General features: G+C 36.8%; 11 protein-coding genes. 7 read left to right on the top strand and 4 right to left on the bottom strand.

Annotated elements, in window-relative coordinates; all coding sequences use genetic code 11:
* Positions 1-89 precede the first annotated feature (89 nt).
* Positions 90-914 (bottom strand): THC0290_0291 family protein, encoded by an 825-nt coding sequence (locus PWU04_RS05160; RefSeq protein ID WP_274474782.1) that lies wholly within the window; start codon positions 912-914, stop codon positions 90-92.
* A 214-nt stretch (positions 915-1,128) separates the two neighbouring features.
* Between PWU04_RS05160 and gdhA the strand changes: the two genes are divergently transcribed.
* From gdhA to recO, 3 genes are all read left to right on the top strand, one after another.
* Positions 1,129-2,472 carry an NADP-specific glutamate dehydrogenase gene (gdhA, locus tag PWU04_RS05155; protein WP_274474781.1) on the top strand — a complete coding sequence of 448 codons (1,344 nt, stop codon included), beginning with the start codon at positions 1,129-1,131 and terminating at the stop codon, positions 2,470-2,472.
* 123 nt (positions 2,473-2,595) lie between these two features.
* The gene (gene porZ, locus PWU04_RS05150; RefSeq protein WP_274474780.1) at positions 2,596-4,941 is read left to right on the top strand and encodes a type IX secretion system anionic LPS delivery protein PorZ; all 2,346 of its coding nucleotides are present in this window, start codon (positions 2,596-2,598) and stop codon (positions 4,939-4,941) included.
* Positions 4,941-5,660, top strand: coding sequence for a DNA repair protein RecO (gene recO, locus PWU04_RS05145; protein WP_274474779.1), 720 nt, complete (start codon positions 4,941-4,943; stop codon positions 5,658-5,660). The genes porZ and recO overlap by 1 nt, the downstream gene beginning before the upstream one ends.
* A 25-nt stretch (positions 5,661-5,685) precedes the next feature.
* Here recO and PWU04_RS05140 read toward each other — a convergent pair whose 3' ends face one another.
* Positions 5,686-9,756, bottom strand: coding sequence for a choice-of-anchor D domain-containing protein (locus PWU04_RS05140; protein ID WP_274474778.1), 4,071 nt, complete (start codon positions 9,754-9,756; stop codon positions 5,686-5,688).
* Positions 9,757-9,835: 79 nt separating this feature from the next.
* Here PWU04_RS05140 and PWU04_RS05135 point away from each other — a divergent pair, with 79 nt between their 5' ends.
* Complete coding sequence (locus PWU04_RS05135) at positions 9,836-10,309, top strand: regulatory protein RecX (RefSeq protein WP_274474777.1); 474 nt, start codon at positions 9,836-9,838, stop codon at positions 10,307-10,309.
* 83 nt (positions 10,310-10,392) lie between these two features.
* On the opposite strand, the gene fbp is transcribed toward PWU04_RS05135, so the two are convergent.
* The gene (gene fbp, locus PWU04_RS05130; RefSeq protein WP_274474775.1) at positions 10,393-11,403 is read right to left on the bottom strand and encodes a class 1 fructose-bisphosphatase; all 1,011 of its coding nucleotides are present in this window, start codon (positions 11,401-11,403) and stop codon (positions 10,393-10,395) included.
* Positions 11,404-11,524: 121 nt separating this feature from the next.
* On the opposite strand from fbp, the gene PWU04_RS05125 reads away from it, so the two are divergent.
* From PWU04_RS05125 to PWU04_RS05115, 3 genes are read left to right on the top strand one after another with little or no spacing between them, the layout of a single operon-like run.
* Positions 11,525-12,004, top strand: a complete 480-nt coding sequence (locus tag PWU04_RS05125) for a GNAT family N-acetyltransferase (protein ID WP_274474774.1) — start codon at positions 11,525-11,527, stop codon at positions 12,002-12,004.
* Position 12,005: 1 nt separating this feature from the next.
* Positions 12,006-13,256: an aspartate kinase gene (locus PWU04_RS05120; RefSeq protein ID WP_274474773.1), complete on the top strand. Its 1,251-nt coding sequence runs from the start codon at positions 12,006-12,008 to the stop codon at positions 13,254-13,256.
* Positions 13,257-13,302: 46 nt separating this feature from the next.
* Positions 13,303-15,117 (top strand): lysophospholipid acyltransferase family protein, encoded by a 1,815-nt coding sequence (locus PWU04_RS05115; RefSeq protein ID WP_274474772.1) that lies wholly within the window; start codon positions 13,303-13,305, stop codon positions 15,115-15,117.
* A 101-nt stretch (positions 15,118-15,218) separates the two neighbouring features.
* Here PWU04_RS05115 and PWU04_RS05110 read toward each other — a convergent pair whose 3' ends face one another.
* A complete protein-coding gene (locus PWU04_RS05110; protein WP_274474771.1) occupies positions 15,219-15,605 on the bottom strand; it encodes a VOC family protein in 387 nt (128 codons plus the stop codon).
* Between the last annotated feature and the right edge of the window lie 15 nt (positions 15,606-15,620).

Genomic DNA, 15,620 nt, shown 5'->3' with positions numbered 1-15,620 from the left:
ATTCTGGTAGTTTACTTAACGGATACTTAATGGATACTGTATGGATAGAGTATCCATAATATATGAAGTAAAATATGGGAAATAGGAAGTTAGTCCAGATAATAAATATACCCAAAATTAAGCCAGACCAACCAATCGTTAAATTTGTTGTAGCTAAGTTGGTGGTTTAATCCATCAACCCAATCATCAAAATACAATTGCCATCGTAAGTCTAACATTAAATCAGATAAGGTAGTAAGCTTATACCTTACTCCAACACTGGTAACCATAGACCATGTGGTGCCGTGTTCAGGATTGATTGAGCCCGGTTCCCAATAGGAATAAAAATTACTGGGGTCATTAATGTTGCCTACATCGTTTGGTCCCATTGTATCGATAAATTCAGGGCGGCGCACATAATCTGTGCTAGCTTGGGGTTTGAAAGCTGTATAGTGAACACCTAAACTGAAGAAAGGAGCGAATCTATAACTAAATGCCTGAAATGAGCGAATGCTTCTTGGGAAGTATTCCAGCTGCGTACCAATGTCAAAATTCTCAGCAACACCGTGATGTCCTCTAAGTCTATCCGCATTATCACTGGTGCGGTGAGGTTTTATCCAAGTGCCATGGTGGTCAAGTACGGTATAGTTCCAGGAAATTTCGTTTCTAATTTTAAAATGATCGTTGAAATAAGTTTCAGTAGAATAACAGTTACAGTCTGCCCGATAAGCAAAGTTTATGTAGTGTATAATTCCAATGCCAATACCTGAGTTGCCAAAGTTGGTTTCCTCGTCATTACGACTTCCAAAATCGGCTCTGAATTGCACGGGTCCTATTATCGCACCAATTTCATGGGAAAAACCCAATTGAGGATAAGCAGAAACCGTGAAAAAGAGTAAGCAAAATAGTGCTCCAATTAGGGGTAGTTTAGGCATGAGAATATGCAGTTGGGTTAAAACGGCTTAGCTTAACAAATATAGGAAAAGGAATTTATCCTACAAATTTTATCAATGCCTAAACTGAGCAATAAATAAGCCTAACTATAATTATTTGTGAAATTGAAAAAAAATGAACTTAATCATTTAAGATACTGTATATTTGCGGGGAATTAACAACCTAAGTATAGTAGTACTACAATTTTTTACATAAATGAAAAATAAAATTGATGCATTTTTAGATCTTGTTAAAAAGACTAATGGTAGCGAACCTGAGTTCTTACAGGCTGTACACGAAGTGGCAGAAACTGTAATTCCGTTTATTGAAGAGAACCCACAGTATCAAGGTAAAATGTTACTTGAACGTATGGTTGAGCCAGAGCGCACAATTATCTTTAGAGTACCATGGGTAGACGACCAAGGTAATACACAGGTTAACCGTGGTTTCCGTGTTGAGTTTAACTCGGCTATAGGGCCATATAAAGGAGGGTTAAGATTTCATCCTTCTGTGAACTTGAGCATCCTAAAGTTTTTAGGGTTCGAGCAGGTGTTTAAAAATTCTTTGACTACTTTGCCTATGGGTGGAGGAAAAGGAGGAAGTGACTTTGATCCAAAAGGAAAGAGTGATAATGAGGTTATGCGTTTTTGTCAATCATTTATGACTGAGTTGTTCCGTCATATAGGGCCAAATACAGATGTTCCTGCAGGAGACATTGGAGTAGGTGGTCGTGAAATAGGATATATGTTTGGGCAATACAAAAGACTTAGAAATGAGTTTACTGGTGTATTGACTGGAAAAGGAATGACTTACGGTGGTTCTTTAATCCGTCCTGAAGCTACTGGTTACGGATGTGTGTACTTTGCTAAGAATATGTTGGCTACTATCGGGCACACTTTCGAAGGTAAAATGGTTGCTATCTCTGGTTCTGGTAATGTAGCGCAATACGCTTGCGAAAAAGCCACGGAATTGGGTGGAAAAGTAGTTACTATGTCTGATTCATCAGGATTTATCCATGACGCAGACGGTATAGATGCTGAGAAATTGGCGTTTATCATGGAACTTAAGAACGTGAAGAGAGGAAGAATTAATGAATACTGTGAGGTTTACCCATCAGCTACTTTCCACCAAGGAGAGCGTCCTTGGAGTGTAGCTTGTGATGTGGCTTTACCATGTGCTACCCAAAACGAATTGAACGGAGAGGAAGCTAAGGCATTGGTAGCTAATAAAGTTATTGCTGTAGCAGAAGGTGCTAATATGCCAACAACTCCAGAGGCTATTGAGGTATTCCAAAAAGCAGAAATATTGTTTGCTCCAGGTAAAGCATCAAATGCTGGAGGAGTAGCAACATCTGGATTGGAAATGAGCCAAAACTCACTACGTCTGAATTGGACACGTGATGAGGTTGATGCTAAATTGAACCAAATTATGGACGATATCCATGAAGCTTGCGTTACTTATGGTAAGCAAGAGAGTGGTTATGTAGACTATGTAAAAGGTGCAAACATTGCTGGTTTCGTAAAAGTGGCAGATGCTATGTTAGCTCAAGGAGTAGTGTAAATCATTATTCACAATAAAAACAAAAAGCCCTCCTTGAACAAGGAGGGCTTTTTGTTTTTATGTATATTATTTTAATTTAAAAACCGTTAGATATGGATATATTTGAGCGTTTAAAATAAAAATATGATTAAAAGAATATTAATCACCCTAATATGTGTATGGTCTATTGTATGTAAGGGGCAGGATTATTCCCAATCTTGGGAGGGCTTTTTTTCCTACTACAACATTAAAGATATTACCCAAAGTTCATCAAAAATTTATGCGGCATCAGAAAATGCAGTGTTCAGTTATGATGGTCAAACGCATCAAATGGAGGAGCTAACTACTATTAATGGGCTTTCTGGGGAAACAATATCAACCATTCATTATAGCACAGAATTTGGACTTTTGATGATAGGGTATGAAAATGGACTTATAGAAATTGCTTTCGATAATAATGATGATATATTGAGTATTGTTGATATTGTGGAAAAAAATACGATCCAACCCGATAGGAAATTTATAAACCATTTTAATGAGCATAATGGTAAGGTATACATATCATCTGGTTTTGGAATATCTGTTTATGATTTAGAGGGATTGGAATTTGGAGACACCTATTATATTGGTGATTTCGGTTCTCAGGTAGCTGTTGAGCAGACCGAAATTTTTGGAGACTTCATTTATGCTGCTTGCCGAGATAATAATGGGTTTAAGCGTGCTTTGTTTAATGGCGTTGACTTAATTAATTATCAGAATTGGAGTACTATTTCATCAGGGAATTTTTTAGCTGTTCAAGGAGTTCAGAATGAACTTTACGTTGTGAGGAATGATAATAGTTTGTTTGAAGTTAACGGCGCCAATTTGTTGTTGAAAAATCAATATAGCCAAGAGCCTAGAGATGTGAGAAATGTGATGGACTATCTTATTGTGACGACTGCGCAAAAAGTATTCATTTACGAAAGTGATTTTACGTTAGTATCATCAATTCCGATGTTATCCGATTTTAATACTAAATACACATCTGCATTGATTTTTGAGGATAACATTTACATAGGTTCAGAAGATTTTGGTGTGCTGTCAACAAATTTGTTTTCTTCAGAAGCATTAGAGGAAATCCACCCTGAAGGTCCCTTGTTAAATAGTGCGTTTTCAATTACTGCTTTACCTAATCAGTTATGGGTGACTTTTGGGGATTATACAGAATATTTTGACCCTTACCCATTAACCAGGCAGGGTGTTAGCCACTTGATAAATGAGGAATGGGTTAACATTCCTTACGATAGTCTTTTGGGGGCAACCGATCTCAACTGGGTAAGTGTGAACCCTTTTAATTATAATAAAGTTTATATTAGTTCATTCTTTAGTGGATTGTTGGAGCTTGATTCAAACTCTGCTGAAATTTTATATAATCAAACCAATAGTAGTCTTGAGTCATTATCAGTCCCAGGGAATCCGGATTATGTTGATGTAAGAGTTGGAGCATCTGCATTTGATTCCTCAGGCAAGTTATGGATGATGAACTCAAGGGTTCTAGCACCTCTTAAATCTTATGATCCTAGCAGTGGTCAATGGCAATCATTTGATTTTTCTGATATTTTTCCTGATTCAGATTCTGAACTTGGCTTTAATGATTTGGCCGTTGATAATAATGGTACAAAGTGGATTGGAGGGAATAATTTTGGAATTATTGGTTATAACGAAAACATCAGTGGGACTAATCTTAAATACTTAAGGTCTGAAGAGTCTAACATGCCTTCTTGGGCTGTTAAAGCTGTTGCCTTAGATGAAAACAACCAAGTTTGGATAGGGACAGCAAAAGGTCTGAGAGTGTTGTATAATACTTCAAACTTTTTTAGTAATCCTAATGTTCAAGTGAATGAAATCGTCATATTGGATGAAGGTGAGCCTGCTGAGCTTTTGTATCAACAATACATAACAGATATAGAAGTTGATGGGGCAAACAATAAGTGGATTAGTACTAATGATTCAGGGGTGTTCTATTTGTCTTCAGATGGGCAAGAAACCATATTTCATTTCACAAAAGATAACTCCCCTTTGCCATACAATAGTGTTAGGGATGTTTCAATAGACGCATCAACTGGTAAAGTGTATTTTGCTACAGACAAAGGCTTGGTGGCATTTTTTTCAGGTAGTTCAGAACCAAAGAGCGGGTTGGAGGATGCTTTCGTATATCCTAATCCTGTAAGACCAACTTTTAATCTGAATTTAGATAAGGTAAAGATTAAAGATCTTTCAGAGAATGTAAATATAAAAATTACAGATATAGAAGGGAACATTGTGGCAGAAGCCCAATCGGGAACCAACTTGAGGTATAAGGGATACAATTTGGAAATTGACGGAGGTACGGCATATTGGAATGGAAGAAATCTAGCTAATAATGAAGTGAGATCAGGCGTTTATTTGATAATGATTTCCGATTTGGATACTTTCGAAAGTAAAGTCCTTAAACTAATGGTGATAAGGTAATGTTAGTTGCAACTAAGGTTATAGTTTTATCAAAGTTTAGATATAGGGACAATGATCTTATAGTAAAATGTTATTCTGAAACCAGTGGTGTAGTAAGCTATTTGTTAAGAGGAGTTTTAAAAGGGAGGAAGGGGCATGTAAAAGTAGCTTATTTCCAGCCATTATCTCAATTGCAATTGGTAACCGATTATAAAGAGAGTAGGTCATTGCAGTTTGTTAAAGAGGTTAAGACGGCCTATATGTATAGTAGTCTTCATACTCAGGTTCAAAAAAGTGCGATTGCTATGTTTTTGTCAGAAGTGCTAACTGAAGCATTAAATGAAGAAGAACCCAATAATACACTATTTCAGTATTTAGAAGCATCGTTGCAATGGCTGGATACACATGAATCGTTTTCAAATTTTCATTTATTGTTTCTTTTGGGACTAACTAAACACTTGGGGTTTTATCCTGATTTAAATCAAACGGAATCACAAATATTTTGTTTGGTGTCAGGTCAATTTGAAAGAGAATCTAATGAAGCTTATGTTGTTTCAGGAGAGAACCTTCAATTGTTAAAAAAACTGTTGAGTACAGCTTTTGATAACCTTTCTAATATTAAGCTGAATGCCAAGCAGCGTCAAAGTTTTCTTGAAATGATGTTGCTATATTATGAATTGCATTTGGGGCATTTTAAAAAACCTAAATCGCTTGAAGTTTTCAACCAGGTTTTTCATTAAGTCTTTAGTTGTAATTTTCATGTCTTCATGGAGCGCGTATTATAAACTTCTTGGTAATTTTAGCTCCGTTTTCCAATCTAATATCGGCAAAGTAGATGTGTGGGTATGCAAAGGGATGGGTAAGTTGGTAATAATTTTGATTTGTCTTTTTATTAAAAAGTAGCCTGCCCAGGTTGTCATATATTTTGATATGAATAATAGGTATACTGTTTAGGCTTTTAAATGCTATTTGATTGTCCCCATTTGAAATGACCAACACATCATTATTTAAATTATTATTGGAATTCGAGTTAAGAGTTTCCTCAGAAAATACTATTTCGAACCTGTTGTTAAATGTCCCTGTTCCTGAAGTGAAATTGTATTCACTTTCCTTCAGATTCCATAATACCCCTAGTAAATTGTCTTTTATGTAAACTGGAGTGTTTTCCATAAATGATCCTGAGTACTGGGCGATATTTAAATTGTAGCTGATGGGTGATTCAGCGTTTGAAATGAATCCTAGGGGAATGGTTTCCTGAAGCGTTAGACTGGAGCTGGATTTTCCTTGAATGGCCAGTTTTATTGGGTTGTCCGGGATTTGGCTATAAAAACAAATCGTGTTTCCGCTAGATGTGCTTCTAGGCGCATCAAAAGCCATAGCGTCAAGGCCATCGGTTGCACCAGATACATAAGCAATAAGGATTTGACTAAAGAGTCCGCCTTCGGTAGTTAGGTTAAGCCAAAGTTTATTGTGAGGTTCCTCATCATCTATAGTTACTTTAAAAAACTGTTGGTTACTTGTGTTGTCTGCCATTCTCATACTATTATTGAACTCTAAATTGCCATTGCTTAGTCCATTGACAAAAAAACCTTGTCCAGATGGAATAAAGTTGTTTGGAATTATGCCGCTAGATCCTGCAACATTTCCACTACCAGAAGTTATAATAGCATAATCACTTTGATTGAAGTTTAAAGTTTCATTCCCAGGATTATTAGCGTTTGGCGGTAATGACTGAGACCAAAGGTAGGCAGCCCCATCAATAATTAAGGTGTTGATAGAGTGTAGTGAATCAAAATCAATAGCTGAAGGGTAGGGGTTTCCTATAAAGTTCCAATTGTTACCGGGGTTTGGATTAGCGATAATTGGAGTTGTTATTAAGCCATTATTAAAGGAGCCTGTAAATGTTATGGTTTCAGAAGTGGGATAGCTGTATTGAGGTGATGCTGTAGCGGCATAACCGGTTCCGGCTTGCAAAATTGAGCTTCCAGAAGCTATTTGCCAATCGTTGTCATCATCATCAATATCATCGCCATTACTGTCCTCAAAGCTGCTGGCATCAAAATAAAAGCGGCGATTAGGAGGGGTGTTGGGGAAAGCTTCTTCAATTGTGAGGTCAGACACAGGAGAACTCCAATAGGTATAATAATACCAAGCTTGTTTTATAGGTGTTTCTTTTGTGACGGAAGCAACACCGTTGTCTAAAATCAAAAAATCAGAGGAGTCGTTATTTTGAACCAATGCACCCTGTGTTTCTACAATTAGGTTACCATAAACCCAAATGTCTTTATCTATTTCCAAATAGGTGTTGTTGGCAATGTTTAGTGTATGCCCTTCATTTATCAATAAATTACATGCTGAAAATGAAGCATCGGTTTCTGTGTTATAGTCTCCATTTAATACAGCTATTGTATTGTTGTTTGGTATTCCGTTGGTCCAAGAGTTGCCATTCCAAAATGTGGTTTCAACTTGTAAATGTATTGCTTCACTAGAGCTGGAGCATAATTGGTCGTCTTCTCGAATTTCACAATAAAAATTGTAGCCATCCAGATTGGACGTGTCTAATATAGTCAACTCATTTGAGGCAAAACCTGAATAAATCTCATTATCCGTAATGGCAGACCACCCCGTTTCATTTGGTGCAGAATAATACCATTGATAGGTTAATGAGTTTCCTCCAATATAGCCTTCAGTAGCCAAGGTAGTAAGACTGTATGTTAATGAGCAATTGCTAGGAGATAAACTTGGTTGCAGGATTATTTCAGGAGGAATTCCAGTAGAAAAATCATAACTGTTGATATCGCTATAATCCGCTGGAGAAAATATGTGCCAGTCATTTGGGTTCCAAATAATGCTTGGAGCTGATATTTCCTGATTTTTTCGCCTATAAGTGTAGTTATTTGACGATGGCGTAAAAGGATTTCCGCTAGTATCACCCCAGATGTCTATACAATTATTGTTATGAAATAATCTAACATTATCATCCTCATTAAGTCCAATTCCAAGTTGATTTAAGTAAATGTCCGGTAAGTGACCGCCAACAGCACTGTCTGCTTCAGGAAATCCAATCGCAATTAAATACGTGTCGTTGTTAGCTAAGTTTCCTGAAAGTATAATTGTTTCTGTAGCAGAATTAGAGCCATTGTGGTAAACTCCTAAAGTGTAATTATCTAGATTAACAGCGCTGCCAGTGCCATTGTACAGCTCTATGAAATTATGAGATCCAGTGTTTTTATCGTTAACTTCACTTATAAAAAGATTTGATGGAGAGCTGCCATTGTCACCTTCGCATCCAGATATGTAACTGTTTATTACAGTAAAAAAGGCATCGTTAAGGCAATTGTAGAGGTCGCTTATTATTAGGTTTCCCGTAGTTGCATTTTCAGGAATGGTGACTTCCAAAGTGTTTGAATCAATATAATTAACAGATGCACTGTTGCCATTGATGGTTGCCGAGGAGGTTTCGCTAAAATTGTTCCCTAAAGCTGTTACTACAGTGCCAATAGGTCCGCTTTGAGGGTAAATCGTTAGTGCATTTGCATAACATTGGCCGTTACCTTGAATTTGAAAAGTATAGTTAGATTCATCATTATCGCTGCTTGAAATATTTATTGTGGTTGTTCGAGTACCTGTATTTGATGGGTTAAATTGAACATCAAAGGAAATGTATTCGCTTGACAGAAGCGTTGATGGGCTTGGATTTGTTGTAATGGTAAATTCCGAAGGGTTTGAAGAGGAGATACTTGTTACATCTAGATTTGCTGTGCCTTCATTTCTAATGTAATAAGTCTTAGGTGCAGTGATATTACCAATGTTTGTTGAGGCGAATATAGTATTATAGCCTGTTGTGGCCATTGCTCCCGATGGAATTGATGCAAAGGTATTGCGTTCAACATCAATTTCTGGAGCCGGAGTATAGCCCTCTCCTTCTAAGTTAATAGTGCAACTCCCTTCAGTATTATCGTTGTTGTTTATGGTTAATAGTGCTGATTTCATTTCTGCTGAGGAGGGCGTGAATTGAATGGTGACTTCTTCTGTGTTTCCGGGTGGAATGGAAAATGGAGCAGTCGGGGAAATTATACTAAACTCATCTGAATTAGTGCCTGATAGGGTAAATGTAGAAATGTTAAGATTGGCTGTTCCTTCATTAAAAATATTAAAATTCGAAGTGGTCGCCAAATTTGCTTGTTGGTATCCAAAATCAATGTTATAGCCACAATACTGATAATTGGAATTGTCATCTATTAACTGTAATTCAGGATGGGATGTTGTCGTATTTACAGACCCGTAAACTATAATGCCTTTGTTTGAAGGGTGGCGTTCCTCAATATCAAACGTGCCAGTGTTTCCTGAGGCATTATAGGCATGTAGTCTAAAAGTAATGGTGCTTGTAATGTTCTGAAATGAATATAGATTGATACCATCGTTATTTTCTCCGCTCTCATTAATAGTGTTGTCGGTAAAAATTGAAGAAAATCCACTACCAGTGTTTATTTGGATTTCCAATTGGGTTGGTCCTGTTCCACTTCTATCGTAGCGAATATCCATACTGTGTAAGCTAATTTGATAGCCAGGATCAGGGGTTAATGTCCATTCCAGGTAATCTGTAGGGTCAATTGTAGATGAGGTTGTCCAGTTTTTGGAATTATAAGTGATTCCATTGGCTTCAAGAATACCAGGTCCTCTACAAATTCCTGAAGCGGTAATATTGGGGTTGGTATATACTGTTCCGCTGCATGTAGAATCAGAATCAGAGTTAAAAGAAGCTATTTCTTGTGCATTGCAAAAACTGCTTATCCAAAGAAAAAGAAGAATGCTTAGAGTATGTTGTGTTTTCATCAGTACATTTGTTTTAGCTTATTCTTAGGGGGAGAATGCTATTACTGATGCAGGGAGACTGTTAGTTTATTTAATTAATATGTTCAACAAATACAAAACATTTACGGTTGATGAGGCAATATCTAAAATGGAGCATTTTTGTGCCTATCAGGAACGTTGTCATCAGGAAGTTCGACAGAAACTTGTTGAAATGCGAATGATACCAGAAGCAATGGATATGATTGTTGGTCATCTACTGCAAAACAACTTCCTTAATGAGGAGCGGTTTTCCAAAACATTTGTGCGAGGAAAGTTTAGAATTAAAAAGTGGGGCAAAAGACGATTAATTCAAGAACTTAAAAAAAGGGAGATATCCAAATTTAATATAAATCTGGCAATCAGAGAAATAGAAGATGGTGAATATTTAGAGGTTTTTAATACTTTGATTGAAAAGCGATGGGAATCCGTTATGGAGTCAGATGTCTATAAAAAGAAGAAAAAAGTAGCCGACTATATGTTATATAGGGGGTGGGAAAGTTCTTTGGTTTACGAAAAGTTAAGTGATCTAGGGTGAAAATCTTTATGCTAATAAAATGGAAAAGAGGCTGTTCTATCATACTAGGCAGCCTCTTTTTTTTTTTGTGTAGTTTCTTATTTTTATTTTTGTCCGTTTTGCATGAACTCTTCAGCTTTTTTGACCATATTCTTGCTTCCGCAGAAAAGAGGTACGCGTTGGTGAAGTTCTGTTGGCTCGATATCCAAAATACGCTGGAAACCATCACTTGCTTTTCCATTGGCTTGTTCTGCCAAAAACGCCATTGGGTTACATTCGTATAATAAGCGTAACTTCCCATTGGAATTTTTAGAGCTTTTTGGATAAATATAAATTCCTCCCTTAATCATATTTCTGTGGAAATCTGAAACCAAAGATCCTATGTATCTAGAAGTGTAAGGACGGTCGCCTTCTTCTTTTTGGCAATATTTAATATAATCTTTTACGCCTTGAGGAAAATGGATATAATTCCCTTCGTTGATTGAGTAAATCTTTCCGTCTTCAGGGAATTGCATATTTGGGTGCGATAGGTAAAATGTTCCTATGGCTGGATTTAATGTGAATCCGTTAACACCTGCGCCTGTTGTATAAACCAGCATGGTTGAGGTTCCGTAGATTACATAGCCAGCTGCAACCTGGTTACTTCCCTTTTGCAAAAAGTCTTCCATGGTTACCGGAGTTCCTACAGGGGTAACCCTGCGGTAGATTGAGAAAATAGTTCCAACCGATACGTTTACGTCAATATTTGAAGAACCATCTAAGGGGTCAATTAAAACAACATATTTATTTTGATTGTTTTCGTCCTGGCTGTTAATGGTAATGTAATTGTCTTCCTCTTCGCTGGCAATACCGCAAACAATGTTTCTATTGGTTAATGTTTGGATAAATTTATCGTTGGCATAAACATCAAGCTTTTGTTGATCTTCACCCTGAACGTTTGTTTCTCCAGCGGCACCAATAATATCAACCAAACCAGCTTTGTTAACTTCGTGATTAACCACTTTTGCAGCTAAACGAATTCCGTTTATAAGTCGTGAAAGTTCTCCTGAAGTATATTTGAATGCAGCTTGGTTTTCAATGATGAATTCTCCAAGGGTTTGATTTTTACGAGACATGAAGTGCTTTGTTTAATTTGCTGCAAATATCGTATTTTTATGTAAAACTATAACGTTTTAGAAATAGTTTGATCGGCTTTTATATTAAAGATTAAACTATATTTGGAAGAATTTATTAGAGATGACTTGTTCAGTACGATTGGCCCAAAAAACAGATATGGCCGATGTGTTACAGCTTATTAAGGAGTTGGCACATTTTGAAAAAGAGCCCGATGCGGTTGAACTCACCGTAACAGACTTAGAACGTGATGGGTTTGGGGAAACCCCTGCGTTTACATGCTTTGTAGCGGAAAATCAAGACCAGATAATTGCTATGGCGTTAGTATATATGCGATATTCTACTTGGAAAGGACCGGCACTTCATTTAGAAGACTTAATTGTAAAAAAAGATTTGCGAGGTGAGGGTATTGGAGGATTACTTTTGGATGAGGTTGTAAAACACGGGCACAAGCTTGGTGTTAAACGTATTTGTTGGGAGGTACTGGACTGGAACGAATCGGCAATAGCATTTTACAAACAGCGCGGAGCTAAAGTGAAGCGTGAATGGGATGTTGTGCAGCTGGATGAACAGGGCATCCGTAATTATATTTCCAATTTATAAGATGTTTGTATTTAAATTTGGAGGAGCCTCCGTAAAAGATGCAGAAGGGGTGCGAAATCTTGCTTCTGTTCTGAAGGAAGTGGGATATAAAAACACATTGGTAGTAGTGTCGGCTATGGGTAAAACCACTAATGATTTGGAATGGGTAATCGACACTTATTTTCAAAGACCAGAACAGCTAGAAAGTGCACTGCAGGAGGTGAAAAAATTCCATAATGCAATTCTTTTGGATCTTTTTAAAGATAAAAAGCATTCCATTTATACTCAGGTTTCATTGTTATTTGATGAATTGACTGGATTTTTTGATAGGAACAAATCTCCAGATTACAATTTCGTTTACGATCAAACAATTTGTTATGGTGAACTGATTTCAACGACGATTGTTAGTGCCTATTTAAATGAAATTGGAATAGTGAGTAAATGGATTGATGTACGTGATTGTATAAAAACAGATAATTATTATCGTCGCGCAAACGTAAAATGGGAGGAAACCCAAGTTAATGTTTTAGCTAATCTCGACCAAAATACTTTGAATGTTACTCAAGGTTTTTTGGGTAGTGACGAAAATAACTTTACAACAACTCTAGGTCGTGAAGGGAGTGATTATACTGCAGCTATATTTGCTTACTGTCTTAATGCTCAAAGTGTTACTATTTGGAAAGATGTACCAGGAGTGCTTAATGCCGATCCGAGATATTTTAATAAAACCCAATTGCTCAACAAAATATCTTATACCGAAGCTATAGAGTTGGCATTTTATGGAGCTTCAGTAATTCACCCTAAAACCTTGCAGCCTATGCAGCGAAAAGAAATTCCTTTACATGTTAAATCGTTTGTCAATCCAAAAGAGCATGGAACTATGGTGAGTAAGGATCCTGAATTAGATCCTCAAGTGCCTTGTTTCATTGTGAAAAAAGGACAAATTCTTATTTCACTGTCGTCATTGGACTTTTCATATATCGTAGAGGAAAATATTAGTGATATATTTAATCTGCTGCATTTGTATAAGATGAAAGTAGATGTTATACAGAATTCTGCCATTAGTTTTTCTGTATGTGTAGACGACAACTATAAAAATCTAGAAAAATTATTACATCATTTAAAGGCTAAGTTTATGGTAGATTGCCGTAAGGAGGTGTCTTTATATACAATCAGGCATTATAATCAAGAAGCAATAGAGCAATTGGAAAAAGACAAAGTGGTATTATTAAAACAATTAACTCAGGAAACTGTACAAATAGTAACAGAATAAACATTTTGTTACATTTGTTATTGCTCCAATTTAAACTTAAAAAACTATGGGATTAGTTACCGCCAAGGAAGTAGCCAAAGCAATCCATGCTGACAAGTATGGGGTTTTAGGTACATTTTCCGGATGGCTACTTATGAAAGCCCTTAAAATATCAACACTAAATAAAATTTATAATCGTAATAAGCATTTAAGTCAGCTTGAGTTTTTAGATGGTATTCTGGATGAATTTCAAATTAAGTTTGAGATTCCTGAAGAGGACCTAAAGCGTTTGCCAAAGGAAGGCCCTTATATTACCGTTTCCAATCATCCACTTGGCGGAATTGATGGTATTCTTTTGTTGAAGCTTATGCTTGAACAGCGAGAGGATTTTAAGATTATAGCGAACTTTCTTTTGCATAGAATTGAGCCTTTAAAACCCTACATCATGCCTGTGAATCCGTTTGAAGATCGCAAAGACATAAAATCGAGTGTAGGTGGTTTTAAAAGTGCCATACAACATTTACGTGAGGGACACCCTCTTGGGATATTTCCAGCTGGTGAAGTATCCACCTACCGTGACGGAAAACTCATGGTTGATAAACCTTGGGAGCCGGCGGCAATAAAACTAATACAAAAGGCAGAAGTGCCTGTTGTACCTATTTATTTCCATGCCAAGAATAGTAGAATGTTCTATCAGTTATCAAAAATAAGTGACACATTCCGCACAGCTAAATTGCCGTCAGAATTATTAACTCAAAAACGACGAGTAATCAAGGTAAGAATTGGTAGGCCAATACCTGTTGCCGACCAACGTGACCATCAAAACTTAGATGATTTTTCGGAATACTTAAGACGCAAAACCTATATGCTTTCTAATTCCTTTGATAGTTCTGGTAAATTGTTGAGTAATTTATCGTCTACTTTAAAGGTGTCTAAACCGCCAAAGCGTATAGTTACTCCAATAGAGCCAGAGGTAATGAATACCGAGGTTGAGTCTTTAAGAGCTAATGACGCCCGTCTGTTAATAAGTAAAAATTATGAGGTGTTTTTAGCAAAACCTGATTCAATACCTAACATCTTGAGGGAGATAGGTCGTTTGCGGGAGATTACCTTCAGAGCAGTGGGAGAAGGTACCAATGAAGCGATAGATCTGGATAAATTTGATACCTACTATCATCATATGTTTCTTTGGGATAATGAACAAAAATGCATAGCTGGTGCCTACCGTATGGGCCTTGGGGCGCAGATTTATAAACAGTTTGGTATCGATGGGTTCTATCTTCAGGACCTATTTAGATTTGAGCCTGAATTATATTCAATGATGAGCCAGTCTATAGAAATGGGACGTGCATTTATTGTTAAGGACTATCAGCAAAAACCTATGCCGTTATTTTTGCTTTGGAAGGGGATTGTTCATACTACATTGCGTTATCCAGAACATAAATACCTTATTGGCGGGGTGAGCATAAGCAACCAATTTTCAAATTTCTCAAAGTCGTTGATGATAGAGTTTATGAAATCACATTATTACGATCCTTATGTAGCGCAATATGTGCGACCTAAAAAGGAGTTTAAGGTGAAGCTTAAGGATGCCGATAAGGATTTTGTATTTGATGAAACAGAAGCAGATTTGATCAAGTTTGATAAAATTATTGATGAAGTAGAACCAGGGAACTTACGATTGCCTGTACTATTGAAAAAATACATTAAGCAAAATGCCAAGCTCGTAGCATTTAATGTAGATCCACTTTTTAATAATGCAGTTGATGGTTTGATGTACATTAAAATTGCCGATTTACCAGAAAGCACCGTGCGTCCAGTAATGGAAGAATTCCAAGCAGAACTTGAACGTAAGTTTTCCGATAACGGGGAAGAGGAGTAGTCTAGTGAACACTAACGAGTCAAATATATTTTAACATAAAAAGCCCTTAAAGTAAGGGCTTTTTTTTATTGGGTATAAGGCTTGATTTAATTAACAATTGATTATTGGAAGGCGCTGTCCTTGGGCTCCCAAAGCTCTATTTTGTTGCCTTCAGGATCGAGAATCCAACCAAATTTTCCATAATCGTACTCTTCTATTTCACCAACGATAGTTACCCCTTCTTTTTTTAGGGTTTCTAAAAGTTCTACAAGGTTCTCAACCCTAAAGTTCATCATAAACTGTTTTTCGCTGGGTTTAAAATATTGAGTGTCTTCTTTAAAAGGCGACCATTGTGTAGAGCAATCATTGCCATCCTTATCCCTCCACCAAAAGGAGCAACCGTAATCGTCTACTGGTAGGCCTAAATGTTTTCCATACCAAGCTTTTATTCTGTCGGGGTTCTCTGTTTTAAAAAAGAACCCACCTAATCCTGTAACACGTTTTTTCATGAGAAGTTTTTTGCT

Source organism: Mangrovimonas aestuarii, from assembly GCF_028767185.1.
In the GTDB taxonomy this organism is placed as follows: domain Bacteria; phylum Bacteroidota; class Bacteroidia; order Flavobacteriales; family Flavobacteriaceae; genus Mangrovimonas_B; species Mangrovimonas_B aestuarii.
The sequence above is the reverse complement of the archived record's forward strand: the minus strand, read 5'-3'. Positions and strand labels throughout refer to the sequence as shown.

Bases quoted from the DNA above. Each gene is read 5' to 3' on its own strand.
- PWU04_RS05160 (WP_274474782.1), bottom strand. From the start codon at position 914: ATGCCTAAACTACCCCTAATTGGAGCACTATTTTGCTTACTCTTTTTC.
- gdhA (WP_274474781.1), top strand. From the start codon at position 1,129: ATGAAAAATAAAATTGATGCATTTTTAGATCTTGTTAAAAAGACTAAT.
- porZ (WP_274474780.1), top strand. From the start codon at position 2,596: ATGATTAAAAGAATATTAATCACCCTAATATGTGTATGGTCTATTGTA.
- recO (WP_274474779.1), top strand. From the start codon at position 4,941: ATGTTAGTTGCAACTAAGGTTATAGTTTTATCAAAGTTTAGATATAGG.
- PWU04_RS05140 (WP_274474778.1), bottom strand. From the start codon at position 9,756: ATGAAAACACAACATACTCTAAGCATTCTTCTTTTTCTTTGGATAAGC.
- PWU04_RS05135 (WP_274474777.1), top strand. From the start codon at position 9,836: ATGTTCAACAAATACAAAACATTTACGGTTGATGAGGCAATATCTAAA.
- fbp (WP_274474775.1), bottom strand. From the start codon at position 11,403: ATGTCTCGTAAAAATCAAACCCTTGGAGAATTCATCATTGAAAACCAA.
- PWU04_RS05125 (WP_274474774.1), top strand. From the start codon at position 11,525: ATGACTTGTTCAGTACGATTGGCCCAAAAAACAGATATGGCCGATGTG.
- PWU04_RS05120 (WP_274474773.1), top strand. From the start codon at position 12,006: ATGTTTGTATTTAAATTTGGAGGAGCCTCCGTAAAAGATGCAGAAGGG.
- PWU04_RS05115 (WP_274474772.1), top strand. From the start codon at position 13,303: ATGGGATTAGTTACCGCCAAGGAAGTAGCCAAAGCAATCCATGCTGAC.
- PWU04_RS05110 (WP_274474771.1), bottom strand. From the start codon at position 15,605: ATGAAAAAACGTGTTACAGGATTAGGTGGGTTCTTTTTTAAAACAGAG.